Consider the following 26,478-nt stretch of genomic DNA (forward strand, 5'->3'; position numbering starts at 1 on the left):
ATATTGTACCTGATAGCCACGAGCAAGAGCTCAGTATTGTAATGGTACAAATGGAGCATCTCACCATGACATACATCGCAAAGCACCACCCGCATTTGAACTTCCTGATGGAACGTACGGCGCTGCCTATGCCTGCGCAGATGGCGATTACCTTTGCTGTTGTGGTGACGAAATGGCGACTGCGCCAACGCACACGCCAGCAACTGGGGAAGCTAGATGCTTATATTCTAAAGGATATTGGCGTTAGCGAAGACCAGGCGCGGCATGAAAGCACTCTTCCGTTCTGGCGCCCCTGATCCCCAGACGCCAGAACCACTTTAAGGCCGGAGTTTCTCCGGCCTCTTTTTTATGTCATTGCGCAAAGGCAGAACGCAAACGATACAATTGGCACAATGAATATGTTCAAAGTACCATCGTTGCAGCCGTTCCTGCGCAGGCATATGGTGCGATTGATGAAGTGCCACAGTTGGATATTGCCGCCGCATGTCGTGTCAAACACCCACATCGAAATGCTACGCTCAGGACGGTCACCATTTGATCGTAGATCTGCGAAACGGGCACGGGCTGAACGACCCAGAGCTGTTGGTGCAGGCATTTCATGCAATAATCGAAGCCTGCGGCGCAACCCTGCTGCATCATCACATTCATCCGTTTTCACCCAACGGCCTGACCGGCGTGGCCCTGCTGGCGGAAAGCCATATCTCTGCCCATACTTGGCCCGACCAGGGGTACGGCGCGTTTGATGTGTTTATGTGTGGAAAATCAGATCCTTGGGCAGCCATTCCGATCCTCAAATCGCTTTATAAAACAGACGACGTGACCGTGCGCGCCCTTCGGCGATCCGCTTTTTGACCCTGGGCTTTTTCGCGCAAAAACCAATGCAAACGGTGAAACGCCAGATTTATCGAAACTTTTAGCCTTTGTTTACCAATCCGCACATATTGTTTCCATAGCAGCTCTTTCAATTGGGGCAGCATCATGGCAAAGATCGGGCACAGGTTCAAAACCTGCCACGATTTGGGCCGCGCCTGCGGAAGGTCCCTCCACCCGGGTCTCTCACCCCGGACTGACATTCCCGCAGCGCGGCCCCAAATACCCCCTCCCAGATGACGAAAAACTTGGCAACTTCGCAGCGGCCAATCGAAGTGCTTTGCAACATTGCAATACACCATGCGTTTTCAGGAAACCGTCCCTCCCGTTGCCCCCTCCTGCCCCGCTTTTACCGTCACAACCGTTGCGCTTGAACGCCGCCTGCCCTATGTCGCAGCCATGACACAGGAATTACATATTGTTGGCGGCGGAATGGCCGGATCCGAAGCCGCCTGGCAGGCGGCGCATATGGGCGTGAATGTGGTGCTGCATGAAATGCGCCCCAAGGTGGAGACCTTTGCCCATCAGACCGGAAATCTGGGAGAGATGGTCTGCTCAAACTCCTTCCGATCAGACGATGATGAGCAAAACGCCGTGGGGCTTTTGCATTGGGAAATGCGTCAAGCCAATGGGCTGATCATGACCACAGCGGATGAACACCGCCTGCCCGCTGGTGGCGCATTGGCCGTGGACCGTGACCCGTTTGCAGAAACGGTGACCGCAAAATTGAAGGCTTTGCCCAATGTTAGAGTCTCATATGAGGAAATCACTGCCCTACCGGACGAAGGGCACTGGATCTTTGCCACCGGCCCTCTGACCTCTCCGACACTGGGCGAAGCGATCCAAAAAGAGACCGGCGCCGAGGCCCTGGCCTTCTTTGACGCGATTGCGCCAATTGTCTATGCCGAGAGCATCGACATGTCCCAGGCCTGGATGCAGTCCCGTTATGACAAGGGTGAGACCGAGGAAGAGCGGACCGCTTACCTCAACTGCCCAATGACCAAAGAGCAGTATGAGGCCTTTATCGACGCGCTTTTGGCGGCCGATAAAACTGAATTCCATGAAGGTGAAACGGCCGGCTATTTCGACGGCTGCCTGCCGATTGAGGTTATGGCGGAACGGGGACGTGAGACCCTGCGACATGGTCCGATGAAACCGGTTGGCCTCACCAATCCGCATAACCCGGATGAGAAAGCCTATGCCGTTGTGCAGCTGCGCCGCGACAATGCGCTGGGAACATTGTTTAACATCGTGGGCTTCCAGACCAAGATGAAGTATGGCGCACAAACCGATGTTTTCCGTATGATTCCCGGGTTAGAGAACGCAAGTTTTGCGCGTCTTGGTGGCATTCACCGCAATACGTTCCTGAACTCGCCAACCTTGCTGGACGCTCAAATGCGGCTGAAGTCACGGCCCAACATTCGGTTCGCCGGGCAAATCACCGGTGTCGAAGGCTATGTGGAAAGCGCGGCGATGGGCCTTTTGGCAGGTCGCCTGGCCGCCGCGGAACTGACTGATCAGCCCCTGTCGGAGGTCCCGCAGGACAGCGCCATGGGTGCCTTGATCCATCACATTACCGGCGGTGCAGAGGCCAAAACCTTCCAGCCCATGAATGTGAACTTCGGCCTGTTCCGACCGGTTGACGGGCTCAAAGGGGGACGCCGGGGCCGCAAGGACCGTTACAAAGCCTATACCGATCGGGCAAAGTCCGCCTGGACCGATTGGTTGAAACAATTCTCGTAAAGGATTGAGGGCGCGATGATTTTCCGCACACGATTTGCGCCTTCCCCCACGGGGCCCCTCCATTTGGGTCATGCCTATTCCGCCATCTTGGCGCATGACATGGCCCGCGCCGCAGGCGGTGAATTCCTGTTGCGGATGGAGGATACAGATCTTCAGCGCGCCAAACCGAAATGGGACGCGCAAGTCATCGATGACCTCACCTGGCTGGGCCTGACCTGGGACGGCCCTGTTCTGCGCCAGTCTCAACAGTTGACCAGCTATAACAAACACCTGGACGTCTTTGAAAACATGGACCTTCTTTATCCATGCTCCTGCAGTCGTGCCGACATCCGGGCCGCCATATCCGCCCCCCAAGAAGGCGTATCACACGATGTTTATCCCGGCACGTGCAAAGACCGCACAATCACGGATCGCAAACCCGGGGATGCGCTGCGGCTGCATCTGGACCGGGCCCTGTCACGTCTTGCGCACCAAGACGTGTGTTTTGAAGAAACCGGCCCCGCCGCCAAAGCCGTGCATCACCTCAATCCCGAACGCGCTCTGGCAGACATCGGCGATGTTGTTCTCTCCCGCAAAGGCGAAGACATTATCGCCTATTTCCTGGCCTCTGCGTTGGATGACGTCGCCCAAGGGATCACCCATGTAGTGCGCGGCGAGGACCTTTTTGATTTCACAATGATCCAGGTTTTGTTGCTAAGACTGCTCGACCTTCCACAGCCCATTTATCACCATCACACCCTGATCCGGGATGATGCCGGTAAGCGACTGGCCAAGCGAGATGACGCACGCGCTTTGGCCAAATTTCGCGCCGAAGGCGCCAGCCCCCAGGATATCCGCCGGATGATCGGCCTCCTTTAAACGGGCGGCGCTTTCATCTTTTTCCAAATACTTCCGCCGGAGGCAGGGCCCACAGGGCCCTTTTGCGCCAATGCTACAGCATCGGCGTCATAATCTCGACTTCTTCCCCCTCGCGCACGGCGGTGTAAAAACAGCTGCGGCGGAAGGTGTGACACGCAGGCCCTTCTTGGCGTACCAAGGCCAGCACACAGTCCTGGTCACAATCCACGCGAAAATCTACCAGCTCTTGTGTATGGCCCGAGCTTTCACCTTTGACCCAGAAGCTTTGGCGCGAGCGCGACCAATAGGTCACTTTGCGGCTTTCCAGCGTTCGTTTTACGCTTTCCGCGTTCATCCAAGCCATCATCAAGATCTCGCCGCTTGTCGCGTCCTGCGTCACACAGGGCACCAAACCGGCCTCATTGTAGCGCAATGAATTTGGATCAAAGGACATGTTAAAAACCTTTTGCATCTGCGGGTTGGGATCCTATGTAAGAGAAACCCCACAGTAGGGAAAGGCCCCATCCGGCCCCACCAGAAGGCAGAGAGCGACAATGACGCAAGAAACCGATCTCATCAAACTCTACTCGCAAAAGATCCTAGAGCTTGCCGCTGACATTCCGCACCTCGAACGTTTGCCCGCACCGGATGTAACAGCCAAAAAGCGCTCGCCTCTATGTGGTTCCACAGTCAGTGTAGACCTTAACATAGACCAAAGTCGTATATCGGCCTTTGGACAGGATGTAAAAGCTTGCGCATTGGGCCAGGCCGCAGCGGCAATTGTGGGTCACGCGATTATCGGCCGCTCTTTGGAAGATCTCGAGAAAGCGCGTAACCAATTGAAAAATATGCTGACTTCTGATGGCCCCGCGCCTGATGCGCCTTTTGATGGGCTTGAGGTTTTAATCCCCGCACGTGAGTTCAAGAACCGCCATGCCTCGATCATGTTGGCATTGGACGCCTGCCTTGAGGCGATGAGAGACCATTGTGCAACCGCTTAGGTGCAAAGGTTGTTAACACTCTGACCTCACACTCTCCGAAAGTTGATCAGGATGTGGTGTCAGTATGCGAGACATAGAAGAATATTATTCCGAGATGCCGCTGGCTGAATTGACGGCGCTTGCTCGGATCTCTTCCCAATTGGGATTTGAAGTCGTTGATGTTGCAGGGTTTCTGGACCAAACAGAAGCGCACTCCAAAGAGCAACGCAATGCAGTTTCCCAGCTTACGCAAAACTCAGGCCAGATAACACAGGCCAATTCACGTATGGCGGAGTCGATTCGCACCTTGAGTCAAACGGCCGAGGAAACATTGGTTACCGTCAGCACGTCCGCATCCAGCATGCGAGAGAACAGCGTCGAAAGCCAGAAGATCGCAAAATGGGTTCAGACCCTAGCCGTACGCACCAAACACATCGAAGAAACCCTTGTGGCGATGCAGCGTGACAATGCGCAGATCACATCCATTGCAAGTCAAGTGAACATCCTCGCCATCAACGCCAAAATCGAGGCTGGGCGCGCAGGTGCTGCCGGGCGCGGGTTTGCGGTCGTCGCCGAAGCCATTAACGAGCTTTCCAAACGCACGGGAACAGCTGCAGCCGACATTAGCGACAATATCGACACTATGGGCGATTGGCTTAAAAACCTGAGCGTCGAGGCCCGCGATATCGGTCAGTCCGCCGATGAAGTCCTCACACAGTCGCAAAGCATCGACGACTCTCTGGCCGATATCGAAGAACACGCACAAACAGTGCAAAAGCAGACAAACCGGATCGCATCCGAGTCCGACACAGCCCAGTTCGCGCTGGAAGGGTTCGGAGAGGGTTTGGCGCTGATCGACACCACATCATCGCAATCCTTGCAAGGGATCCAAACGGCACGGGCCCGCAGCGACAGTCTGATTGACTCCTCTGAGGCCCTGCTGCAAGGGATTGTCTCATTGGGCGGTCAATCCAGCGACAGCATGTTCATTGATTTTGTTCAGACCAAAGCCCAAGAGATCGGAGAGATCTTTGCCGAGGCGCTGCTTTCTTCTGACATCCGCCAAGAAGAGCTGTTTGATCGCAACTACAAACCAATCCCCAATTCCGACCCTCAGCAATTCATGGCAGGCTGTACGCGTTTGACGGATTCCACCCTGCCTCCGATCCTTGAATCCGCGTTGGAACTTGATCCGCGCGTGGTGTTCTGCGCCGCCGTCGACATAAATGGGTATCTGCCCACCCACAATCAGAAGTTCTCACAGCCGCAAGGCTCGGATCCGGTCTGGAACGCCGCAAACTGCCGCAATCGCCGAATCTTTGATGACCGGGTGGGTCTAAAAGCCGGGCAAAATCTCACCCCGTTTTTGATGCAGGTCTATCGCCGCGATATGGGCGGCGGTGAGTTCGCCATGATGAAAGACCTGTCAGCCCCAATTTACGTGAACCAACGCCATTGGGGCGGGCTGCGTCTGGCCTTTAAGATCTAGGCCACAAAAAACCGCCGCATCCCGGGGCACGGGTATGCGGCGGTCAGTCATGCGTCCGGATGCGGAACCCAGCAACACGCGGCAGATCATGAGGCGATAGCCTGGATGCCAATGGCACCCCAAAGTTCGGGACAGGAACAGGTGTTGCCGGCATCGGACGCAGGTCAGGAAAAGGGTATCGCGATCAAAGCAATGACGGCAAATGCAGGGCGGCGACCAACATCACAACAAGGGCTGCGGCGCCAAAAGCGTCCTGGAGCAGTGTGCTGTGTGTGTTCTCAACAGTTTGTTTCAACTGAGCAATCATCGGAGCCTCCTGGTCATGTTCTGCGTTCTACGTCGCTTTGTTGCCCCTTTGTTCTCATGATTCCGGAACGAAGTAAAGAACTTTATGAGAACAAAAAATCAAAAGAGAACATTTGGAGAATTTCACTTAGCCAACTGAGATCAATCGGATCGCTTCATCCTGCCGCATCAGCCACAACAACACACGGGCCGCCTGACCACGCGCAGATTGCAGTCCCGGATCCTGCGTGAGCAAGGCACGCGCGTCGCTTTGCGCGACCGCCATTAAGTCGGGCTGTTGTTCCAGATTTGCGATCTGAAACCGCGGCAGCCCGGATTGCGCCGTTCCAATCATATCGCCGGCCCCGCGCATTTGCAGATCCGTTTCGGAAATCTGGAAACCGTCCTCGCTTTCGCGCAAAACCTCCAGCCGTTTTCGGCCGTTCTCGCTGAGCGGGGCTTGATACATCAGCAAACATGTGGACTCGGCACTGCCACGCCCCACGCGCCCGCGCAGCTGATGCAGCTGCGCCAGACCAAAGGTCTCGGCCCGCTCAATCACCATAATGGTCGCATTGGGAACGTTGACCCCCACCTCGATCACCGTGGTCGCAACCAGAACCTGGGTTTCTCCTGTTTGGAAGGCCGCCATCGCCGCGTCCTTCTCGCCTGGTGGCATCTGCCCATGCACCAACCCCACAACGCCCTCCCCGAGAACGGCGCGCAGGTGTTTGAACCGTTCTTCAGCTGCAACCAGATCCACGACCTCGGACTCTTCGACCAGAGGACAGACCCAATAACATTGCCTCCCGTCTGAAATGGCCCGGCGCAGATGCCCCACCACCTCGTCCATACGCTCGGTGTTCACAACCGCCGTTTTGATCGGCTTACGTCCCGGCGGCTTTTCATCCAGAACGGACACATCCATGTCGCCATATTGCGCCAAGGCCAATGAGCGCGGGATTGGGGTTGCCGTCATCACCAAAACATCGGCACCCTGCCCTTTTTCCGCCAGCTCCAGCCGTTGACGCACGCCAAACCGATGCTGTTCATCCACAATCGCCAGGCGAAGATCCTGAAAGGCCACATCAGATTGGAACACCGCATGGGTGCCCACCAGAATATGAATATCGCCACGTGCCAGTGCTGCCAGTTTCTCAGCCCGGTCTTTACCCTTGTCGCGCCCGGTCAGGATCTCAATCACAACACCGGCGGTTTCGGCCAGGGGTTGCAATCCTTCCATGTGTTGACGCGCCAAAATCTCGGTCGGCGCCATCAAAACACCCTGCCCACCCGCTTCAACTGCGACCAGCAGGGACATGAAAGCAACCAAAGTTTTCCCAGCGCCCACATCCCCTTGTAACAGACGGTTCATCCGCAACGGCAAGGCCATATCCGCCGCAATCTCATCAATCGCCCGCGCTTGGGCATGTGTTGGTCGATACGGCAGCGCAGCCAGCACCTGCCGTTGACGGGCACCTGTGGCAACCGACACGATGCCGCGTTGCTTCCGTTCTACCTGCCGGGCCAAGGCCAAGGTCAACTGATGGGCAAACAGTTCGTCATAGGCCAGACGCGTGCGCGCCGGATCAAACGCCGCAACGGCATCCAAGGAATGTGGCGCATGTGCCGACCGTAAGGCATCCGACCACAGGGGCCAGCCCTTGCTGTTTTGCAAACCGGGATCGATCCACTCAGGAAGGTCCGGCAAAAGCTGCAAAGCGCCACGCGTGGCCTTAAAAACCGTCTTTTGCGTGATCCCCTGAGACAGGTGATAAACCGGTTCAAAGCTGGGGATGCCATCCGCCTCCTCCAGTGACAACATATGATCCGGGTGCACCATCTGGGCCGTGCCGTCGAACAGTTCAATCTTGCCAGAAACCACACGCCGCGATCCTTCGGGCAGCTGTGCTTCCAAATAGCGGCTGCGGCCATGGAAAAAAACCAGTTGAAAATCGGTTTGCGCATCCTCTACGTGGATCCGATAGGCTCCACCCCGATTGCGCGCGGGACGGTGTTTGCCGATGGTCACTTCCACGGTTGCAACTGTTGGCAAGTCCAACCCTTGGATACTGTCCCGACGCTGGCGATCCACCACAGAGTAAGGCAGTGAAAACAACAGGTCTCGCGGTGTTTCTAATCCAGATTGGACAAAGGTCTGAGCTGTTTTTGGCCCCACACCCGCCAAGGTTTCCAGACCCGCAAACAGCGGGAATAGGATTTCTGGCCGCCCGCTCATACGGTGGCAATCAGCGCCAGCCAGGCGTCCTCATCCATTGTCTGAATGCCCAGATCCGCGGCCTTCTTTGCCTTGGATCCTGCGCCGGGGCCCGCAACCAGAATATCCGTATTCTTTGACACCGAACCCGCCACCTTGGCCCCCAGTGCTTCGGCGCGGGCTTTGGCTTCGGAGCGGGTCATTTTTTCAAGCGTTCCGGTGAAAACAACCGTTTTGCCCGCCACCGGGCTGCCCGATGTATCGGCGCGCTCTGCTGCTTCAATCTGTAACTTCGACGCCAGTCGATCGATGGCGGCGCGCTCTTCAGGGATGCTGAGCGCATCTGACAACGACAGCCCTAAAACAGGCCCAATACCATCCGCATCGGTCAGGTCAGACCAGGCAGCAGTTGCCGCAGCAGGAACACTGCAGGCAGCAATTGCAGCGGCGCGGCTGTCTGCGATCTTGGGCTTGCGCCCTTCACTCGCCGCCCGATGGCGTTCTTCGTTTTCCGCAACATCCCCCGCCCGATGGGCCAATGCCGCAGGGCGGGCCGTATCCAACGCCTCATACAAGGCCTGCCAAGTTCCATAATGCAGTGCCAAGTCCCGTGCGGCCACTTCACCGGCGTGTCGTATTCCGAGAGCAAAAATGAAGCGACGTAAGGGGATTACGCGCTTTTCCTCAATCGCTGCAAAGAGGTTGTTTGCAGATTTTTCGCCCCAGCCTTCCTTGTTCTTTAACTGCTGCAATCCAGAAGAGTATTTTACTTCAAGTTCAAAGATATCCGCCGGTTCTTTAATCCACTCATCGCCGTAGAACTGCTCAACCTGTTTGGCACCGAGTCCTTCGATATCGAAGGCTCCTCGGGAAACGAAATGTTTTATTTTTTCAATCGCTTGCGCGGGACAAATCATCCCGCCGGTACAACGGCGCACGGAATCCCCCTCTTCCCGCACCGCAGGGCTGCTGCATTCAGGGCACAGCGTTGAAAATTCAAAAGGTTTCACATCGTCAGAGCGTTTGCTCAGATCCACATCTGCAACTTTGGGGATCACATCACCCGCGCGATAAATCTGCACCCAATCGCCGACGCGAATATCCTTGCCGTCGCGAATGATCTCACCTTTGGAGTCGAACCCGGCAATGTAATCCTCATTGTGGAGCGTCGCGTTAGATACCACAACGCCGCCCACAGTCACCGGTGTCAGCCGGGCAACCGGGCTTAACGCGCCGGTGCGCCCGACCTGGATGTCGATGGCCTCAAGCTGGGTCCACGCAAGTTCTGCCGGAAACTTATGGGCAATCGCCCAACGGGGCGTTGTTGCACGAAATCCCAGCCGTTCCTGCAACGCCAGATCATTAACCTTGTAAACGACACCGTCGATATCATAGCCCAGCGTCGCGCGCTGCGTTTCGATGTTTTTGTAATGGCTGATCAAAGCGTCAGTATCCGCACAGAGCTGTGTGAGCGGATTGGTTTGAAAGCCAAAGGAAGACAGTCTTTCGATGGCCCCAAACTGCGTATCCGCCAGGGCATCCGACAACTCCCCCCAGGCGTAAGCAAAGAATCGCAAAGGCCGTGCCTCGGTGATGCGCGCATCAAGCTGGCGCAGGCTGCCCGCCGCCGCGTTCCGTGGGTTGGCAAATGTCTTATCTCCCGCCTCAGCTTGGCGCGTGTTCAAAGCCGCGAAGTCTTCGTGGCTCATGTAGACTTCGCCGCGCACTTCCAGCACCTCGGGCGCGTCTTGGATCACCTGTGGAATGTCAGAGATGGTCCGGGCGTTTGCCGTGACATTCTCCCCTTCACTGCCATCCCCACGCGTCGCCGCCTGTATGAGCCGGCCGTTTTCATAGCGCAGTGAAAGGGACAGACCATCAATCTTTGGCTCTGCGGTGAAGGCGAGATTGCTCTCAGTACCAAGGCCCAGGTATTTGCGAATGCCTTTGGCAAAATCGGCAACATCCTCGTCGTCAAATGCATTGCCCAAGGACAGCATTCGGACCGCGTGTTGAATTTTTTGAAAACCACTGCTGACCGGAGCGCCGACACTGCTGCTGCGCGTCGACAAAGATCCGAGTTCGGGAAACAGATCCAGCAGTTCGGAAAACTCACGACGCAAGGAATCATAATCCGCGTCCGAGATTTCAGGCGCATCCTTCTGATGATAAGCCAAATCCGCAGCGTTTAAGCGCTCCTGAAGCTCCAAAAAACGGGTTTTGGCAACTTCTGGTAACAGATTTCCGATCTTCTGGCTCATCCGCGATCCCCTTTCGTTCTTACGAACAGGTGATAGGGCGCAAATTCAGTCAGGTCGAGTAAAAAACAAAAAGCCCGAGGTGGTCCCTCGGGCTCTTGCAATCAGGCGCTAGTGGGGCGCCGAATCCTCTTCCTTTCAGGCGCCGATCGCCATTCGGGGATCTTCAACCATCTCGTTCTCTTGCGGGTCCCGCAAAACATAGCCACGGCCCCAGACAGTTTCGATATAGTTTTCACCACCTGTTGCATTGCTCAATTTCTTGCGCAACTTGCAGATGAACACGTCGATGATCTTAAGCTCAGGCTCGTCCATGCCACCATAAAGGTGGTTCAGGAACATCTCTTTGGTCAGGGTTGTGCCCTTGCGCAGCGACAGAAGCTCGAGCATCTGGTACTCTTTGCCGGTCAGATGGACCGTCTTTCCCTCGACTTCGACCGTTTTTGCATCCAGGTTAACCGAGATTTTGCCGGTTTTAATGATCGACTGCGAGTGACCTTTTGAGCGACGAATGATCGCGTGGATCCGCGCCACCAGTTCTTCGCGGTGGAATGGTTTGGTCAGGTAATCATCGGCACCAAAACCGAACCCTTTGATTTTGTTTTCAGTGTCGTCTGCGCCAGACAGGATAAGGATCGGAGTTTCGATCCGAGCCAGGCGCAGTTGACGCAGAACCTCGTGGCCGTTCATGTCCGGCAAGCCAAGATCCAACAAGATCAAATCGTAATCATACAACTTTGCGAGGTCGATCCCCTCTTCGCCCAGATCCGTCGAATAGACGTTCAGGTTCGCATGAGTCAGCATCAGCTCAATGCTTTTTGCCGTTGTCGGATCGTCCTCGACCAGAAGAATACGCATATGAATTTCTCCGCCTGTATCTGTTTCCCTCAGGTTGAGTTAACCGTGATGGAAAAAGGTTAACGCGTCGTTACCATAATTGTTAATTCTTAAAATAGCCGCCGTACGAAGAATTTTTCTTACGATTTGCGATATTTTTTCAGCTGTGTCGTCTTCAACGCGTCTTCGCCGTGGTCTGCAACAGCTGCAATCCAGCTGCGAAACTCCTCTTCGCTCAGACCATAACGGCGCAGTGCTTCGGATTGGGGCAGCAACCCATACAGCACACCACGAACAACAGCAGCCTTGCGTGAGGCGACCCAGCGGCGCGTGGTTTCCGGCGGAAGATCCGCCCGTGTCATAATGGTCCCGTCCGGGAGCGTAACAGCGCGAGGTCCGTCGACTTTCTTTAAAAACATGGCCCTATCACCTTACGGATAATCATAGTTCTATACCGGGGGGAAGGTCACAGCTTAGATTTAACGATACATGAACCACGCCCCTTGAGAGTCGTTAGGATTTTCCTATATTCTGCGACGCCTCCCCTCTTGACCAAAAGGAGTCGCCTCATGGCGCTGGACAATGAACACCCTGTGAACCTGTTGGGGTTCCCGAAACCGCCCTCGGAAACCCGAGTGGTGGTCGCGATGTCGGGCGGTGTCGACAGCTCTGTGGTGGCCGCTTACCTTGCAGATCAAGGGTTTGACGTGGTTGGCGTCACGCTGCAGCTTTATGATCACGGCGCGGCGCTGGCGAAAAAAGGTGCCTGCTGTGCGGGGATCGACATTCATGACGCACGCCGAGTCGCCGAAGAGCGCGGCTTCCCGCATTACGTTCTGGATTATGAGAACATTTTTAAAGATGCGGTGATTGATGAGTTTGCGGACAGCTATCTGGCGGGCGCAACTCCGGTTCCCTGTATTCGTTGCAACGAACGGGTTAAGTTCAAGGATCTGCTGGAAACGGCCAAAGACCTTGAAGCGGACTGCATGGCGACAGGCCATTACATCCAGCGTATGGATGGGCCAAACGGGCCGGAACTGCATTGCGCCGAAGATGCAAACCGCGATCAAAGCTACTTCCTCTTTTCCACCACTCCGGATCAGTTGAACTTTTTGCGCTTCCCGCTGGGGCATTTGCCGTCCAAAGACGCAACCCGCGAGATGGCCGCTGAATACGGGCTGGCCGTGGCAGACAAGCCCGACAGTCAGGACATCTGTTTTGTGCCCAACGGCAACTATGCCAGCGTTATCGAGAAGCTGCGACCCGGAGCTGCTGAACCTGGGGAGATCGTACACGCCGATGGCCGCGTTTTGGGCGCGCATGAGGGTGTGATCCACTATACCATCGGTCAGCGCCGCGGGCTTGGCATTGGTGGCCTCACCGAGCCGCTCTATGTGGTGAAGCTGGATGTGGACAAGAAACAGGTGGTTGTTGGCCCCAAAGAGCTTCTGGCGACCCGCGTGGTTCCCGTGCGGGAGATCAACTGGCTGGGAGATGAGCCGTTCACATCGCGCAAGGAATGGCATCTGAAGGTCAAAGTGCGCTCAACCCGCCCCCCGCGCGAGGCGATCATTCGTCCGATCTCAGAGACCGAGGCAGAAGTAGAGCTGCTGACACCCGAGGAAGGCATCTCTCCCGGTCAGGCCTGCGTGTTCTATGCCAATGAAGGCAGCCGTATCTTTGGTGGCGGCTGGATCTGGCGCGGTTATTGATCCAGTTTACTGCGGCAGGCGGGCCAGCACCGCCTGGGCCGCTCTGAGGCCCGGAGCCTCTCTGCCCTGCCCAAGGCGCTCCATGGTCAGGGCCATCGCCTCCAGCTGGGCCTGCGGGTTTGCGGCAACAGCGTTCAGTTTTTCGGTAATCAGATCCGGTTGACACGCGGGGCCCAGACATTCGGGCACCACCCGCGTGTCGCTGACCAGATTGACAAGCGTTGCCGTGTCAATCAGCGCCATGCGCTTCATGATCTGCCAGGTCAGCCAGTTGAAGGTATAGGCGATAACCATTGGCGTTTGGGCCTGCGCAAGTTCCAGAGACACTGTACCAGAAGCCGCAAGCGCCAGATCAGCGCCTGCAAAAGCCGCGCGTTTGTGAGCCTTGGCTGTGTCCTTATCCAATGTGTTTGGATCCAAGAGAGTTGTATTCTCCGGCCAGCTTTGCAAGTTGTCCCGCACCAAATCCGCAACCGGTGCTGCGGCTGGCACAACGACACGCATGTCTGGGTGTTTCAGAACAAAATTCTGGATCGCCTCGCCAAAAATCGGTGCCAGCCTGCCAACCTCGGATCGGCGCGATCCGGGCAAGGCCAACACATAGGGCGCATCTCCCAGATCATAGGCCTCGCGAAACGCTGCAATCTCCGCTTCGGTTGCCAGGAGTTCATTCACCACCGGGTGACCAACAAAGTCGCAGTCCATCCCTGCCGCTGTCATATAGGGCGGTTCAAACGGCAATAGCGCCAGAACGTGGTCGATGCATTTGGCCATTTTCTGCGCGCGTTTTGGCCGCCAGGCCCAGACAGACGGGGCCACGTAATGCACGGTGCGCACATCACAGGCCTGTTTCACCAGTTTGGCGACGCGCAAAGAGAAGTCCGGACTGTCGATGGTGATCATCACATCCGGCTGCGTCGCAATCACCGCTTCTGCCGTCTCGCGAATGCGGCGTTTCAGGTGCCGGTATTTGGGTAAAACTTCGGCGATGCCCATGACCGACAGCTCTTCCATTGGAAAGCGCGAGGTCAGCCCCAGCTCTTGCATCAAAGGCCCACCGATACCGTCAAACGTGACATCCGGCGACAACTGCCGCAATCCAGCCATCAACGCTCCGCCCAGCCGGTCTCCCGAGGGTTCGCCCGCAAGGATAAAGACCCGAAGGCTCACGCCGCCCGCACCCAGAAGAACAGACCCAGACGGTCACAATTGGCGATGACCTCAGCCCGGTCCAGAACGATAACGCCACCCGCCTCAACCACAATGCCTGACAGTTTGGCCGCAGCTGCTGCAACAACGGTGTCGGGACCGATGGTTGGCAGATCCGCACGGCGGTCTTGGCCGGGTTTCGGTGCTTTGAACAACAGGCCCCCCTGCCCGTCGGGGCGTTCAACCAGGCTTTGCAGCATCCAATCGGTGCCAAAGGCATTTTCAACGGCAATGGCCTGGTGATTCCGCACCGCGCAGGACTGCCCCACGTCCGCAGCAGCCATCGCGGCCACCACTTGCGCCCCACGCGCGGCATCCGGTTTGTCCAGCTCTCCTGGCTGCACTTTGGTAAAGACGCCCTCAGCCATCAACAGATCCGGCGCGATCTCGTGGGCGGAGCGCACGGCAAATCCAGACTCTTCCAGAATCATGATAATGGCGCGCAGCGCCCCATCGTCACCTTTGGCCAAAGCGGTTTGCAACATGGGCACCAAGGGCAAGGTCGGCCCATCAATGGCGGCGGGATCCACAGAGGGGCGGCTGACGGCGCCCGCCATACAGATCTCGGTCACGCCGCGGTTCTTCAGCTCTGCCAAAAGGCTGCCCAGCTGTTCGATCCGGAACACCAGATCCGCTGCAACCTCATCCGGTTCGGACCCCATCATGGCACAGACTAGTGGTCGCACTGGCAAATTTGCAGTGATCTCGCGCGGTAGAGCTCCACGCCCTGCGATAAGTGCAATCATCGGTCGGCCCCTTTTGTTATCCGCCAGGCGTCAGGAAGGAACGATCGCTTTCGCCGGTGATAAAGGCGACGATCTCTTGCACGTAATCGCTGTCAGTCTCATCGCCAAGACGGCGGGCACGTTCCTGAAAAGTCCCCTCACCCTGCGCCAGCATTTGAAACGCAGCCCGCAAGGCAGTGATGTCCGAACGCTGCACACCGCGCCGTTTCAAGCCAACAAGGTTCAGACCGTCCAGCTCGCCACGCGGGGCCTGGACCAGACCAAAGGGAATGACGTCGTTGGTCACCATAGTCACAGCGCCGATGATGGCACCCCGGCCAATCCGCACCCATTGGTGAATGCCCGAAAGGCCACCAATGATCACGTCATCTTCCAGCACACAATGGCCGGCCACCGCAGCAGAGTTCACCACAATCACCCGGTCGCCGACCTGCGCATCATGCGCGATGTGGCAGCCTGCCATAAACAGACCGTCATCGCCAATCCGCGTGACGCCACCGCCACCTTCGGTGCCGGCATTCACCGTCACATGTTCGCGGATCCGGTTGCGCGCGCCAATCTCAGTTCGGGATTTCTCGCCTTTGAACTTGAGGTCCTGCGGGATCTCACCAATGACAGAGAACGGAAAAATCACAGTCTCTTCGCCGATCGTTGTGTTGCCGGTGACAACCACATGCGATTTCAATACCACCCGCTCGGCCAATTCGACCTCGGCACCAACAATACAAAACGGGCCAATCTCGCAGCCTTCGCCGATCTTGGCTCCGGGTTCGATAATTGCGCTTGGGTGGATATTGGACATTTGGATCACCCTTCCTGACGGTCGACCATCGCGGTAAATTCAGCCTCGGCCGCAACTTCACCTTCGACGCTGGCCACACCGTGGAATTTAAAGATCTTGCCGCCCGGCTTGCCACGGGTGGTGGTTACTTTCATCTCAAGCACATCGCCCGGCACCACTTTGCGGCGGAACTTACATTTGTCGATGTTCATGAAATAGATCAGCAATTCAGTGTCAATCATATCCATGCCGACACCCAGCATGACGCCCGCGGTCTGCGCCATGGCTTCGACAATTGTCACACCCGGCATAATCGGCGTGCCTGGGAAGTGGCCTTGGAAATGCGGCTCGTTCATCGTCACGTTCTTGATGCCACGCGCCGCGCTATAGCCGTCGATGTCCACAACTTTATCAACCAAAAGAAAGGGATAACGGTGCGGAAGGATCCGCTGGATCAGGTGAATATCGGCGCTTTTGAGCTCGGCAGTCATAAGGAATGCGTCCTGTTTTTATTGGTTACTTAGGGTTCTGGGTAGCAAGCGCAGGCCGGTTGAGCAAGCAGAGAGACAGGTTATTTCCCGTCATCGCTGGCGCTCTGCCCGTCGCCTAAAACGGCGTCAATCCGTTGGATCGCCAATTCGGTGATATCCGCAGCTTCGGCGCTGAGGAATACCGACGATTTCTCAAGGATCGCACCAGCGCCCGCTTCGCGCATGATTTCCTGCAGGATGGGCAGGGATACGGTCAGGAATTCACGACGCGCGTCCTCGCGCATCTTGTTGATCTCTTCCAGCTTTGCGTCTTGGACCCGGCGGATTTCCTGGACCTTTTGATCAAAGGCATCCGCCAACCTGCGGAAATCATCCGGCGCCATGGTTTGGCGTCGTTCCGTCAGCTGCTGTTCCTCGTCGCGCAGCTCCCCTTCGATCCGGCGGTTTTCCGCGGTCAAAACCGCGCCTTCCGCATCGACTTCCTGTGTGACACGCCGGCCAAAGGCGCTTTCATTGAAAAACACATCCGTGCGCAGGGTCAAAACCCCGCTGAGCGGGACACCAAAACTGCGCGTGTTTTCTGAAAATGTCGATGAAGACAGCGGCGGTGTCTGTGCCAAAGCAAAATCAGAGGCGGTCCCCAAAAGGGCCGCCCCTGTCATCACATAGGCTGTGACTTTGGTGAGCATAAGACTGTTAGAACCGCGCTTGCAGCGTCAGGTCAAAGTTACGCTCTTCGTCGAAATCCTCGCTGGAAATCGGTTTGGAGAAGTTGAAACGCAGGGGACCCAGCGCAGTGGTCCACAACAGTGAGAAGCCAACCACTTGACGGTAGGAACCATTGCCGCCGCCAACGATATTGGCACCGGCTGTATCTACGTTATCCAGACCCCAAACGTTACCGATGTCATAGAAAAGCGCGCCGCGCAGGCCGATTTCTTCGGGCAGACCCAGCGGGAATTCCGCATCCAGACGGGCAACGGCGAAATAGTTGCCGCCCAAAGCGTCGGAATAGGTGGTACCGCCAACCGAGGATACGTCACGTGGGCCAATGCCGCCCGGGTCAAAGCCACGCAGCTGATCTGGCCCCAAGAGGTAGCGATCTGTCGTGCGGCTGAACCCGCCGCCTTGCCACTGGAACGCACCGGCTTCGACGGTGGCACGCAGGGTGACCTCTTCGTTGAAAATCTTCTTTTGCGCGACAATCCGTGCCGACGTGCGCAAGAATTCGGAATCCCCGCCAAGACCCGCATATTCCGCACCAACTTCGAACAAGAAACTGCGGGTTGGGTCGATCTCTTCCAGACGGCTGTCAAAGGTATAGGTAAAACCAACTGAGCTTGCAGTCTGTGCGCCCTGAGCAATCTCGCTGGAGATCACGGGGCCGGAAACCGGGTTGCCCAAGCTGTCGACGCCACGCGATTGCAGCTCTGTGTCGTCCCATCTGTAGCGCAGCGACAGGCGGGAATATTCATTCAGCGCGAATGTGACGGCCGGGCTAAAGAACAGGCGTTCGGTATCATAAGACGCAAAGCTTGAATCCGAGGTCGCCAAGCCGAAATCCAGATCCAACTGCAGCTCGCGGCCCAGCAGACGGGGTTCGGTGAAGCGCAGCGAATATTCCTGGTTTTCTTCCGCGGTCGACAGGTTCAAAGACAAGCGCTGCCCCCGACCCAAGAAGTTGTTTTCGCTGAGGCCCAGAACCACACCAATCCCGTCTTCGGCGGAGAAGGCACCACCAATAGACAGTGAGCCGGTTGGTTGTTCGGTCACATCCACATCGACGATCACCTGATCATCGCTGGAGCCCTCACGCACATCCACATTCGCTTCGGAGAAAAAGCCCAAAGCGCGGATCCGATCCGCAGATTCACGGATTTCACGCGGGTTATAGGGGTCACCTTCAACGGTCCGGAAACGTTGGCGGATCACGCGGTCCAGGGTTGTTGTATTGCCCTCGATGTCGATGCGTTCCACAAAGATACGCGGACCACGGACCAGAGCAAACTCCAGATCCAGGGACAGATCGCGGTCGTTGCGCACGATGCGCGGTTCAACCCGGACAAAATCAATGCCCTGACGAACCGCAAGCCGCTCCAGCTTGGTCATCTCAGCGTCGACCAGTGCAGGGTTGTAGACAACGCCCGGCTTCACCCGCAACACGCGTTGATAGGCATCGGCATCCGCTTCGGGGATCTCGCTTACGACCGAGACATTGCCGAATTTGAACTGCTGGCCTTCGGTCACGTCAACAACCAAGAACACACCATCACGTTCCGGCGTCAATTCCGCATTGGCACTGTTGACGCGGAAATCGACATAACCACGGGACTGATAGAAATCGCGCAGAACTTGTTTGTCGAATTCCAAGCGGTCTTGCACAAGCGTGTCGCGGTTGATGAACGTGCGCAAAAAGTTCGCTTGTTTGGTTTCCAGAACCCGGCGCAAACGGCGGTCCGAGAATTGGCGGTTGCCAACAAACGAAACCCGTTCCACCTCGGTTGTGTCACCTTCGGAGATCTCAAACACCAGATCAACGCGGTTGTCGCTGCGGCGGATGATGCGTGGCGTCACCTGCGAGGCGATCCGGCCGCGGGCAGAATAAAGCTCCGCAATCAGGTTTGCGTCACGTTCGGCGGTTTCAGGATTGAACACGCGGCGCGGAGACGATTCGACGATGTCGCGCAGGGCGTCGTCTTTGATGCGGCGATTACCTTCAAAGGCGATCTGGCTGATCGTCGGGAATTCGGTGACTTTGATCACCAGTGTATTGCCGCTTGGAACCAGATCCACGGTCTCAAAAACACCGCTGTCCAAAATGCGCTGATAAGCATCGTTCAGCTCGCCGGCCGATACCGCCTTACCCTGCTCCAGCCCGGTATATGACACGATGGTCGAGGTCTGAATCCGTTGGTTCCCCTCAACTCTGACGTTATCAAACTGGAAGCTTTGCGCTGATACAAAGTTCGGAAAACTTGCCAAACCAAGCGCCACTGACAGCGCCACAGCTGATACGTTACGGAACAAAATATTGGAGCGCTTCGCTCCCCCCATACAGGATGTTCCCGCCGAAAAACCCCTAGCCATCTGTCCAACCCAATTATTCACTGCTTTTAAGAAGTGCGTAATAGGTTTGATAACGGATGTCAAAACTAACCAAACATTAACCCGCAATCGCGGGTCACTTGTTTCTCAATTGCGCCATCGGCACATTTGTTTGCGGGGTGATACCCCCAGTTCGGCCCAGGCTTAGGCTGCGAAGTAGGTGGCGATCATCAGACAAATCGCGATCGTGAGAATCCAAACAAACCGATCAAGGTTGAGGCGCAGCAGAAGGTCCACACCCCGATAAGACAGCGTTGCGTTGCTCATGACATCCCCCGATTCCTGATGTTCCGTAAACAATTGAGGAAAAGTTAATCGAGGAATGGGGCGAGAGTGAGGCGGCGCGCTGGCGGCCTCACTCTAATGCAACGTTTGGTTAACAGAAGATATCATTGCCCAGGGCAAAGAGCATCATCGTCAATACCAAGGCAATACCCAAAGTCATCAACAACTGCAGCGCGCGATCATGCGGCGGGCGGCCCACAACCGCCTCATAGGCGTAAAAGACCAAATGCCCCCCATCCAGCGCGGGAACCGGGAAAAGGTTCATCAAGCCCACGGCCGTTGAAATCACAGCGATAAACCGCAAAAAGCTCTCACCGCCCTGGCGGGCCATCGACGACGAGGTCTCAGCAATGCCAATGGGGCCCGACAGGTTACAGGTGCTGATCGCCCCGGTGATCATGTGTTTGAGGCCAGACAAGGACATCTCGATCACCGCAGCCACCTGGCGCACACCACCCCAGGCGGCTTCACCCAGGCCCATCGTCTCGGTCCCTGGGTCAAAGGCCATGCCGCCCACAATGCCGATCCGCCACTGTGTGGCAAAGCCGCCATCAGGCTGCGGCTCATCCGTGGCACGCGGCGCCAAAGCAAACTCGAGAGTCTGACCATCACGCCAGATGTCGAGCAAAAGCACCTTGCCCTCACCGCTTTCGACCAGATCTTTCAGCTCGGAAAAGGCAAAGATCGGCTGCCCGTCCACGGCCGTAATCACATCCCCTTGGGCGATCCCAATATCGGATGCCGCACTGCGCGGTGCCACCGAACGCACCAGTGGCGGCGACAGGATCGGGCCGGTCACCTGCTGCACTTCACCGGCGCGCTCCACGGTATAGGTCAGATCCTGCGCAATCGGCAGGGCCTCGGTAAAGTCGCTCCAGGCGTCGCGGTCGCTGAAATCGGGCACATCACTGCCAGCGATGGCCAGAATTTCGTCACCCTCACGCAATTGGTTTTCCACACCAGGCAAAGGCATCACAGAGCCAACGGTCAGGGGTTCGCGAATGGTGCCTTCGGCCATCAAAATGGCGCAGAAGATCACAGCCGACAGGATGAAATTGAACACCGGCCCCGCGGCCACCGTTGCAGACCGCGCCCACAAAGGAGCCCCATGCATCGTGCGCCGCAGAGCCTTGGCATCGCCTTCCGCGGCGGCCATCGCATCCGCATCCTTGCCTGAAGCCGCATTGGAATCGCCCAGGAATTTCACAAATCCCCCAAAGGGCAGCGCGGCGATTTGCCAGCGGGTTCCACGTTTGTCGACACGGCTCCACAGCACCGGCCCAAAACCAAGCGAGAACACTTCAGCATGGATGCCGGACCAGCGCCCCACGATGTAGTGGCCATATTCATGCACAGCCACGATCACCGACAACACGGCCACAAAAGTTATGATCGTGAAGGCAAGGCCGCCCACCTGGGGTAAAAGTGAAATGACGTCCAAAGTCTTATCCTATCCGTTCCATAACGAGATCATCTGCTGCTTGTCGTGCGAGATGGTCCGCGTGCAGCACGTTATCAAGGGTCATTGGGGCATCAATGAGGCCCGCGGACCGATCCAGCTGCTCCATCACACCTGAAACGATATGTGTCATATCCAAAAAACCGAGCTTTCTGGCGATAAAGTGATCCAATGCCCGCTCCTTGGCTGCGTTGAAAACAGCGCCCATCAGACCGCCGCGCGCCATAACATCATAGGCCAGCCCCAAGGCCGGGTAACGCGCCGCCTCTGGTGCTTTGAAGGTCAGGCTTGCGATTTTGGCCAGATCCAGACGTTCAACCGGCAGATCCAGCCGTTCCGGCCAATGCAGCGCATAGCCAATCGCGTGGCGCATATCCGGCGCGCCCAAGTGGGCCATCATCGCCCCGTCGCGGAAACAGACGATGGAATGCACCATGGACTCGGGATGCACGATCACTTCGATCTGGGCGGGGTCGACGCCAAAGAATTCACGGGTTTCGATAACTTCCAAGGCCTTGTTGAACATCGACGCGCTGTCGATGGTGATCCGCTGTCCCATGTTCCAATTGGGATGCGACGACGCCTGTTCCACCGTTGCGGTCGCCAATTGCTCCAGCGGCCAGTCGCGAAACGCCCCGCCTGAGGCCGTGATAATGATCCGCTCAACAGCGGCCATATCTTCGCCAACAAGCCCTTGGAAAATTGCGGAATGTTCGCTGTCGACGGGCAAGACCCTCGCATTGTTCGCACGCGCTGTCTCCATCAACAGCTTGCCCGCACAGACCAGCGATTCCTTATTGGCCAAGGCCAGGGTTGCGCCCTGCTCTAACGCGGCCAAACCGGGTTTCAGCCCTGCTGACCCCACTATGGCAGACATCACCCAATCTGCGGGACGTTGTGCGGCCTCGACCAGCGCGGCCTCGCCGGCGGCAGCTGCGACCCCGGATCCGGCCAAGGCCTCTTGCAAGGTAGAAAGCTGTTCAGGATAGGCCGTGACCGCCACATCCGCGCGCAGCTCTATGGCGTCCTTGGCAAGCTGCGCCACATTCGCCCCACCGCTGAGCGCCACCACATCATAGGCGTCCGGCTGACGCCGGATCAGGTCGATTGTGTTTTGCCCAATCGATCCCGTCGCGCCAAAAATCGAAAGTTTCCGCATCGTGATGCTCCGCCTTGTGAGCCAATTTACATGCTAAAAAGCGCGATCAGCAGCAAAAACAAGGCCGCCGCGCCTAGCATCCCATCAAACCGGTCAAACAATCCACCGTGGCCTGGGATGATTGCACTGGAATCCTTGACCCCGCGCCGCCGTTTCAACGCGCTTTCGGCGATGTCACCGGCTTGGCTGGCCATGGAGATCAGCACCGACAGAACCACAAGGGCAAACCCATGATCCAAGGTTGCCGTGAAGAAAACCCCAACCACAGCGGCCGCGATCCAGCCAGCTGATGTGCCGGCCCAGGTTTTCTTGGGACTGATCCGTGGCCAGAACTTGCGCCCGCCGATGATCTTACCCGCAAAGTAACCCGCCACATCAGTGGCAACCACAACCGCAATCAGCCACAACAGCCAGTCCACGTTCAACGCATTGCGCAGCCAGACAAAGCCAAAGCCCGCAGCCATGATCCACAGGCCAAAAGGCACGACTTCTCTGGCGCGGCGTCCCTTATCCTCGATCGCCAACAGCGCGACCGGTGCCAGCAGAACCAAGACCGCAAGCGCGGTTGGCAGCAAACTGGCCGCAAAGAACGCAACCGCTGCTGCGCCCCCCAGTTTCAGGGCCCGCATGCCCTGCCCCGGCCAGAACATCGCCGCCAGTTCCCAAAAGATGCCACCCACGACCATGGTGATGATCGCATTGAACAAAAGCCCACCACTCCAGATCGCAAGACCGGCAATGGCCAGCATAACAATGGCCGAAGCCACCCGTGGCCCCAGATCGGCCCAACGTGAAGAGGTCGTCATGTTTTCACCGCACCAAATCGCCGGTCGCGTTTGCCATAGCTTGCGCACAGACGCCCCAGCTCTTCGCCGGTGAAATCCGGCCACAGCGTGTCGATGAACTCATATTCCGCATAGGCTGATTGCCACAGAAGAAAGTTCGAAATCCGGGCTTCGCCACTGGTGCGCACCACAAGGTCAGGATCCGGCAGGACATGCGTATCGAGATATTTGGGCAGGGTTTCCTGGTCGACCTTGTCGGGATCCAGTTTCCCCGCGGCCACATCCTGGGCCAGACGTCTGGTGGCACGCGCCACCTCGTCCCGCCCGCCATAGTTCAGCGCGATGGTCAGGTGAGTGCCGTCGTTGCCTTCGGTTTTGGCCTCCAGCTTGTCCATCAAGGCAATCAATTTCTCGTCCAAGCGCACCCGGTCACCAATAAACCGCACCCGCACGTTCTGCGCCGCCAGCGCATTCATCTCTTTGGAAATATACCTGCGAAACAAACTCATGAGGCCTGCGACCTCAACCTGTGTCCGTTTCCAGTTCTCTGTCGAAAATGCAAAAATAGTCAGATATTTGACGCCCAAATTGGGGCAGCACTCAACAATTTCTCGGACGCGTTTGGCACCTGCATGATGTCCAAACAGACGGGGACGTCCCCGTGCCTGCGCCCATCGACCGTTGCCATCCATAATAATGGCAACATGGCGCGGGCCCGGCCTGGTGCCGGACGCCGCATCTGGTTCGCTTACAGCCATGCTCTGGTCTCAGACCTGCATGATTTCAGCTTGTTTGGTCTCCAGCGCGTCATCGACAACTTTGATCATCTTGTCGGTGAGCTCTTGAACCTCGCTTTCCCAGAACTTCTGGTCATCCTCGGACATGCCGTCGGATTTGGCCTTCTTGATCTGGTCCATCCCATCCCGGCGCACGTTACGGATCGCAACACGAGCGTGTTCGGCATATTGGCCGGCAACCTTACCCAATTCACGGCGACGCTCTTCGTTCAGCTCCGGGATCGGCAGCATGATGATGGTGCCATTGAGCTGCGGGTTGATCCCCAGACCAGATTCGCGGATCGCTTTTTCGACCTTACCGACCAATGCCTTATCCCAGACATTTACGGTAACCATGCGCGGCTCAGGCACGTTCACGGTGCCCACCTGGTTGATCGGAGTATTCGACCCATAGGCATCCACCATGATCGGCTCCAGCATAGAGGCCGAAGCACGCCCGGTCCGCAGACTTGCAAACTCGGTCTTTAGGTTCGCCATCGCGCCATCCATACGGCGTTTCAGGTCATCGGTATCCAGTTCAAATTCGTCAGACATTCTGCTCTCCCCTTCTTTGAGGCGGTCTGTTCAAGCCTCTTAAGCCACCGGACCACAAATGTATAGCGATCATGCGCCCAAAGCGGTGGCCTCGAAATAGAAAACACGCCCGAAATGGGCGTGTTCGCACGTTGCGTAAAACCAGCGTTGTTAGCCGTGTACGGTTGTGTAGGTGCCTTCACCCGCCAGGATCCCTTTGAACCCGCCCGGTTCGTCCAACGGAAACACAATAAGCGGAAGATTGTTGTCACGCGCCAGCGCAATCGCAGAGGCATCCATAACCTTCAACCGCTTGGCCAGCACATCGTCATAAGAGACATGATCATAGCGCACAGCGTCCGCGTGTTCCTTGGGGTCTTTGTCGTAAACCCCATCAACCCCGTTTTTACCCATAAAGATCGCCTCGCACGCCATTTCATTGGCCCGCAGGGTCGCAGCAGTATCTGTGGTGAAATAGGGGTTGCCGGTGCCGGCCGCAAAGATACAAACCCGCTTCTTCTCCAGGTGGCGCACCGCACGACGGCGAATATAGGGCTCTGCCACCTCATCCATGCGGATGGCGGAAATCACACGGGTAAAGACCCCCAGATCTTCCAGCGCGGATTGCATACCCAAGGCATTCATCACGGTGGCCAACATGCCCATATAGTCTGCCGTTGTGCGCTCCATCCCCTGAGCCGATCCCGACAGACCACGGAAAATGTTCCCGCCGCCGATCACCATACAGATTTCAACCCCCATATCGTGGACAGTCTTAACCTCTTTGGCAATGCGCTGCACGGTGGGCGGGTGCAGACCAAACCCCTGGTCGCCCATCAGCGCCTCACCCGAAATCTTCAACATGACGCGGTTATATTTAACGGCCGAACTGAAATCCGGCTGGTCCGAGGTAAGGGGCATGTTGCGCTCCACAAGATGTAGGGGTTAATTTGCGCGCAAAATGGAGCAATTCTGTCTTGGGATCAATGCGGTCTATGACCTCAAACCGGCAAATTTGTCCCAAGATTGAAAATAGCCAGGACCGCCCGAAATGAAATTGCCCGAGACCGACCCAGATTTGCCAGTTCTTATCGCAGGCCCCACCGCCTCGGGCAAATCAGAGCTGGCCTTGCGTATTTCAGAGGCGCAGGGAGGTGTGGTGGTCAACGCGGACGCCAGCCAGGTCTTTGACTGTTGGCGCGTGGTCACCGCGCGCCCATCGGTAGAGGAAGAGGCGCGCGCGCCACATGCGCTTTATGGTTATGTCGCCTATGATCAGCCCTATTCCGCGGGCCATTGGCTGCGGGACGTGAAACCGCTGCTGAAAGGCGCGCAGCGTCCAATTATCGTCGGCGGCACAGGGCTTTACTTTCAGACGCTTACGCGCGGCATGGCCGATATTCCCGCGACGCCACCAGAAATCCGCGCCGAGGCGGATAGATTGTCCCTGGATGTGCTGCGCGATGGTATAGACGCAGAGACAGCCGCTGGCATAGATCTGCAAAACCGGATGCGTGTGCAACGGGCCTGGGAAGTGCAACGCGCAACCGGGCGCAGCCTGGCACAGTGGCAGGCGGACACCCCGCCGCCAGTGCTGGATTTACCCGCCTGTACCCCAATTGTGATGAATTCGGAAAAAGGCTGGCTGGAAGATCGCATTCGCCAGAGATTCGATAAAATGGTCGCCGCTGGCGCGCTGGATGAAGTGGAGGCGATGCGCGATCACTTTGACCCCAACCTGCCCGCATTCAAAGCCATTGGCGTGCCAGAATTGATGAGCTTTATCACTGGCGAAATTGACCTGGACACAGCACGCGAGCGCGCCTCTGTCGCGACCCGGCAGTTCGCCAAACGGCAACGGACCTGGTTTCGCTCTAAAATGAAAGACTGGCATGTCTTTCATCCGGACCTTTGAA

26 protein-coding genes are annotated in these 26,478 nt (G+C 56.9%); 8 read left to right on the top strand and 18 right to left on the bottom strand.

The genetic code is table 11. The features are described 5' to 3' along the window. Window positions 1-65: 65 nt before the first annotated feature. The 4 genes from GFB49_RS02060 to gluQRS all read left to right on the top strand — a co-directional run bounded on the left by GFB49_RS02060 (window position 66) and on the right by gluQRS (window position 3,471). Window positions 66-296, top strand: a complete 231-nt coding sequence (locus GFB49_RS02060) for a DUF1127 domain-containing protein (RefSeq protein WP_153214541.1) — start codon at window positions 66-68, stop codon at window positions 294-296. Between the two features lie 187 nt (window positions 297-483). Next, entirely contained in the window at window positions 484-852 is a 369-nt protein-coding gene (gene speD, locus GFB49_RS02065) for an adenosylmethionine decarboxylase (RefSeq protein ID WP_153214130.1), read from the top strand. 417 nt (window positions 853-1,269) lie between these two features. Further along, window positions 1,270-2,613 (top strand): methylenetetrahydrofolate--tRNA-(uracil(54)-C(5))-methyltransferase (FADH(2)-oxidizing) TrmFO, encoded by a 1,344-nt coding sequence (trmFO, locus tag GFB49_RS02070; protein WP_153214542.1) that lies wholly within the window; start codon window positions 1,270-1,272, stop codon window positions 2,611-2,613. A gap of 15 nt (window positions 2,614-2,628) precedes the next feature. Further along, a complete protein-coding gene (gene gluQRS, locus GFB49_RS02075; protein WP_153214131.1) occupies window positions 2,629-3,471 on the top strand; it encodes a tRNA glutamyl-Q(34) synthetase GluQRS in 843 nt (280 codons plus the stop codon). Between the two features lie 73 nt (window positions 3,472-3,544). On the opposite strand, the gene hisI is transcribed toward gluQRS, so the two are convergent. Beyond that, a complete protein-coding gene (gene hisI, locus GFB49_RS02080; RefSeq protein ID WP_153214132.1) occupies window positions 3,545-3,922 on the bottom strand; it encodes a phosphoribosyl-AMP cyclohydrolase in 378 nt (125 codons plus the stop codon). Between the two features lie 82 nt (window positions 3,923-4,004). Between hisI and GFB49_RS02085 the strand changes: the two genes are divergently transcribed. Beyond that, the gene (locus tag GFB49_RS02085; protein WP_153214133.1) at window positions 4,005-4,451 is read left to right on the top strand and encodes an iron-sulfur cluster assembly scaffold protein; all 447 of its coding nucleotides are present in this window, start codon (window positions 4,005-4,007) and stop codon (window positions 4,449-4,451) included. A gap of 64 nt (window positions 4,452-4,515) precedes the next feature. Continuing rightward, a complete protein-coding gene (locus tag GFB49_RS02090; protein WP_153214134.1) occupies window positions 4,516-5,919 on the top strand; it encodes a methyl-accepting chemotaxis protein in 1,404 nt (467 codons plus the stop codon). A gap of 433 nt (window positions 5,920-6,352) precedes the next feature. Here the strand turns inward: GFB49_RS02090 and recG are convergent, their stop codons facing one another. The 4 genes from recG to sciP form a co-directional block, all read right to left on the bottom strand. Further along, complete coding sequence (gene recG, locus GFB49_RS02095) at window positions 6,353-8,443, bottom strand: ATP-dependent DNA helicase RecG (RefSeq protein WP_153214135.1); 2,091 nt, start codon at window positions 8,441-8,443, stop codon at window positions 6,353-6,355. Then, a complete protein-coding gene (gene ligA, locus GFB49_RS02100) occupies window positions 8,440-10,683 on the bottom strand; it encodes an NAD-dependent DNA ligase LigA (RefSeq protein ID WP_153214136.1) in 2,244 nt (747 codons plus the stop codon). Before ligA ends, recG begins: the two co-directional genes overlap by 4 nt. Before the next feature lie 135 nt (window positions 10,684-10,818). Further along, a complete protein-coding gene (ctrA, locus tag GFB49_RS02105) occupies window positions 10,819-11,538 on the bottom strand; it encodes a response regulator transcription factor CtrA (protein WP_153214137.1) in 720 nt (239 codons plus the stop codon). Between the two features lie 119 nt (window positions 11,539-11,657). Further along, a complete protein-coding gene (sciP, locus tag GFB49_RS02110; protein ID WP_153214138.1) occupies window positions 11,658-11,936 on the bottom strand; it encodes a CtrA inhibitor SciP in 279 nt (92 codons plus the stop codon). A gap of 150 nt (window positions 11,937-12,086) precedes the next feature. Here sciP and mnmA point away from each other — a divergent pair, with 150 nt between their 5' ends. Continuing rightward, on the top strand, window positions 12,087-13,232 hold the full coding sequence (gene mnmA, locus GFB49_RS02115) for a tRNA 2-thiouridine(34) synthase MnmA (RefSeq protein ID WP_153214139.1): 1,146 nt from the start codon (window positions 12,087-12,089) through the stop codon (window positions 13,230-13,232). A 6-nt stretch (window positions 13,233-13,238) separates the two neighbouring features. On the opposite strand, the gene lpxB is transcribed toward mnmA, so the two are convergent. From lpxB to pyrH, 13 genes are all read right to left on the bottom strand, one after another. Beyond that, a complete protein-coding gene (gene lpxB, locus GFB49_RS02120; RefSeq protein WP_343032441.1) occupies window positions 13,239-14,402 on the bottom strand; it encodes a lipid-A-disaccharide synthase in 1,164 nt (387 codons plus the stop codon). Continuing rightward, window positions 14,399-15,187 carry an LpxI family protein gene (locus tag GFB49_RS02125; protein WP_153214141.1) on the bottom strand — a complete coding sequence of 263 codons (789 nt, stop codon included), beginning with the start codon at window positions 15,185-15,187 and terminating at the stop codon, window positions 14,399-14,401. The genes lpxB and GFB49_RS02125 overlap by 4 nt, the downstream gene beginning before the upstream one ends. Before the next feature lie 16 nt (window positions 15,188-15,203). Then, the gene (gene lpxA / locus GFB49_RS02130) at window positions 15,204-15,989 is read right to left on the bottom strand and encodes an acyl-ACP--UDP-N-acetylglucosamine O-acyltransferase (protein ID WP_153214142.1); all 786 of its coding nucleotides are present in this window, start codon (window positions 15,987-15,989) and stop codon (window positions 15,204-15,206) included. Window positions 15,990-15,994: 5 nt separating this feature from the next. Next, the gene (gene fabZ / locus GFB49_RS02135; protein ID WP_153214143.1) at window positions 15,995-16,459 is read right to left on the bottom strand and encodes a 3-hydroxyacyl-ACP dehydratase FabZ; all 465 of its coding nucleotides are present in this window, start codon (window positions 16,457-16,459) and stop codon (window positions 15,995-15,997) included. A gap of 80 nt (window positions 16,460-16,539) precedes the next feature. Further along, window positions 16,540-17,148: an OmpH/Skp family outer membrane protein gene (locus tag GFB49_RS02140; RefSeq protein ID WP_153214144.1), complete on the bottom strand. Its 609-nt coding sequence runs from the start codon at window positions 17,146-17,148 to the stop codon at window positions 16,540-16,542. Window positions 17,149-17,155: 7 nt separating this feature from the next. Beyond that, window positions 17,156-19,546 carry an outer membrane protein assembly factor BamA gene (gene bamA / locus GFB49_RS02145; RefSeq protein WP_153214145.1) on the bottom strand — a complete coding sequence of 797 codons (2,391 nt, stop codon included), beginning with the start codon at window positions 19,544-19,546 and terminating at the stop codon, window positions 17,156-17,158. 162 nt (window positions 19,547-19,708) lie between these two features. Further along, window positions 19,709-19,831 carry a hypothetical protein gene (locus GFB49_RS21335; RefSeq protein WP_281347132.1) on the bottom strand — a complete coding sequence of 41 codons (123 nt, stop codon included), beginning with the start codon at window positions 19,829-19,831 and terminating at the stop codon, window positions 19,709-19,711. Between the two features lie 109 nt (window positions 19,832-19,940). Next, complete coding sequence (gene rseP, locus GFB49_RS02150; protein ID WP_153214146.1) at window positions 19,941-21,290, bottom strand: RIP metalloprotease RseP; 1,350 nt, start codon at window positions 21,288-21,290, stop codon at window positions 19,941-19,943. Between the two features lie 4 nt (window positions 21,291-21,294). Next, window positions 21,295-22,467, bottom strand: a complete 1,173-nt coding sequence (gene dxr, locus GFB49_RS02155) for a 1-deoxy-D-xylulose-5-phosphate reductoisomerase (RefSeq protein ID WP_153214147.1) — start codon at window positions 22,465-22,467, stop codon at window positions 21,295-21,297. Window positions 22,468-22,493: 26 nt separating this feature from the next. After that, window positions 22,494-23,273, bottom strand: a complete 780-nt coding sequence (locus GFB49_RS02160) for a phosphatidate cytidylyltransferase (RefSeq protein WP_153214148.1) — start codon at window positions 23,271-23,273, stop codon at window positions 22,494-22,496. Further along, the gene (gene uppS / locus GFB49_RS02165) at window positions 23,270-24,010 is read right to left on the bottom strand and encodes an undecaprenyl pyrophosphate synthase (RefSeq protein WP_153214149.1); all 741 of its coding nucleotides are present in this window, start codon (window positions 24,008-24,010) and stop codon (window positions 23,270-23,272) included. The genes GFB49_RS02160 and uppS overlap by 4 nt, the downstream gene beginning before the upstream one ends. 9 nt (window positions 24,011-24,019) lie before the next feature. After that, window positions 24,020-24,583: a ribosome recycling factor gene (frr, locus tag GFB49_RS02170; protein ID WP_153214150.1), complete on the bottom strand. Its 564-nt coding sequence runs from the start codon at window positions 24,581-24,583 to the stop codon at window positions 24,020-24,022. A gap of 150 nt (window positions 24,584-24,733) precedes the next feature. Beyond that, window positions 24,734-25,483 (bottom strand): UMP kinase, encoded by a 750-nt coding sequence (gene pyrH / locus GFB49_RS02175; protein ID WP_153214151.1) that lies wholly within the window; start codon window positions 25,481-25,483, stop codon window positions 24,734-24,736. Between the two features lie 130 nt (window positions 25,484-25,613). On the opposite strand from pyrH, the gene miaA reads away from it, so the two are divergent. After that, window positions 25,614-26,477: a tRNA (adenosine(37)-N6)-dimethylallyltransferase MiaA gene (miaA, locus tag GFB49_RS02180; RefSeq protein WP_153214152.1), complete on the top strand. Its 864-nt coding sequence runs from the start codon at window positions 25,614-25,616 to the stop codon at window positions 26,475-26,477. Window position 26,478: the final 1 nt, after the last annotated feature.

Source organism: Tritonibacter litoralis, assembly GCF_009496005.1.
Lineage (GTDB): Bacteria > Pseudomonadota > Alphaproteobacteria > Rhodobacterales > Rhodobacteraceae > Epibacterium > Epibacterium litoralis.

What these genes read in the sequence shown, in the direction of transcription:
- GFB49_RS02060 (WP_153214541.1), top strand. Translation starts at nt 66, where the DNA reads ATGACATACATCGCAAAGCACCACCCGCATTTGAACTTCCTGATGGAA.
- speD (WP_153214130.1), top strand. Translation starts at nt 484, where the DNA reads ATGTCGTGTCAAACACCCACATCGAAATGCTACGCTCAGGACGGTCAC.
- trmFO (WP_153214542.1), top strand. Translation starts at nt 1,270, where the DNA reads ATGACACAGGAATTACATATTGTTGGCGGCGGAATGGCCGGATCCGAA.
- gluQRS (WP_153214131.1), top strand. Translation starts at nt 2,629, where the DNA reads ATGATTTTCCGCACACGATTTGCGCCTTCCCCCACGGGGCCCCTCCAT.
- hisI (WP_153214132.1), bottom strand. Translation starts at nt 3,922, where the DNA reads ATGCAAAAGGTTTTTAACATGTCCTTTGATCCAAATTCATTGCGCTAC.
- GFB49_RS02085 (WP_153214133.1), top strand. Translation starts at nt 4,005, where the DNA reads ATGACGCAAGAAACCGATCTCATCAAACTCTACTCGCAAAAGATCCTA.
- GFB49_RS02090 (WP_153214134.1), top strand. Translation starts at nt 4,516, where the DNA reads ATGCGAGACATAGAAGAATATTATTCCGAGATGCCGCTGGCTGAATTG.
- recG (WP_153214135.1), bottom strand. Translation starts at nt 8,443, where the DNA reads ATGAGCGGGCGGCCAGAAATCCTATTCCCGCTGTTTGCGGGTCTGGAA.
- ligA (WP_153214136.1), bottom strand. Translation starts at nt 10,683, where the DNA reads ATGAGCCAGAAGATCGGAAATCTGTTACCAGAAGTTGCCAAAACCCGT.
- ctrA (WP_153214137.1), bottom strand. Translation starts at nt 11,538, where the DNA reads ATGCGTATTCTTCTGGTCGAGGACGATCCGACAACGGCAAAAAGCATT.
- sciP (WP_153214138.1), bottom strand. Translation starts at nt 11,936, where the DNA reads ATGTTTTTAAAGAAAGTCGACGGACCTCGCGCTGTTACGCTCCCGGAC.
- mnmA (WP_153214139.1), top strand. Translation starts at nt 12,087, where the DNA reads ATGGCGCTGGACAATGAACACCCTGTGAACCTGTTGGGGTTCCCGAAA.
- GFB49_RS02125 (WP_153214141.1), bottom strand. Translation starts at nt 15,187, where the DNA reads ATGATTGCACTTATCGCAGGGCGTGGAGCTCTACCGCGCGAGATCACT.
- lpxA (WP_153214142.1), bottom strand. Translation starts at nt 15,989, where the DNA reads ATGTCCAATATCCACCCAAGCGCAATTATCGAACCCGGAGCCAAGATC.
- fabZ (WP_153214143.1), bottom strand. Translation starts at nt 16,459, where the DNA reads ATGACTGCCGAGCTCAAAAGCGCCGATATTCACCTGATCCAGCGGATC.
- GFB49_RS02140 (WP_153214144.1), bottom strand. Translation starts at nt 17,148, where the DNA reads ATGCTCACCAAAGTCACAGCCTATGTGATGACAGGGGCGGCCCTTTTG.
- bamA (WP_153214145.1), bottom strand. Translation starts at nt 19,546, where the DNA reads ATGGCTAGGGGTTTTTCGGCGGGAACATCCTGTATGGGGGGAGCGAAG.
- GFB49_RS21335 (WP_281347132.1), bottom strand. Translation starts at nt 19,831, where the DNA reads ATGAGCAACGCAACGCTGTCTTATCGGGGTGTGGACCTTCTGCTGCGC.
- dxr (WP_153214147.1), bottom strand. Translation starts at nt 22,467, where the DNA reads ATGCGGAAACTTTCGATTTTTGGCGCGACGGGATCGATTGGGCAAAAC.
- GFB49_RS02160 (WP_153214148.1), bottom strand. Translation starts at nt 23,273, where the DNA reads ATGACGACCTCTTCACGTTGGGCCGATCTGGGGCCACGGGTGGCTTCG.
- uppS (WP_153214149.1), bottom strand. Translation starts at nt 24,010, where the DNA reads ATGGCTGTAAGCGAACCAGATGCGGCGTCCGGCACCAGGCCGGGCCCG.
- frr (WP_153214150.1), bottom strand. Translation starts at nt 24,583, where the DNA reads ATGTCTGACGAATTTGAACTGGATACCGATGACCTGAAACGCCGTATG.
- pyrH (WP_153214151.1), bottom strand. Translation starts at nt 25,483, where the DNA reads ATGCCCCTTACCTCGGACCAGCCGGATTTCAGTTCGGCCGTTAAATAT.
- miaA (WP_153214152.1), top strand. Translation starts at nt 25,614, where the DNA reads ATGAAATTGCCCGAGACCGACCCAGATTTGCCAGTTCTTATCGCAGGC.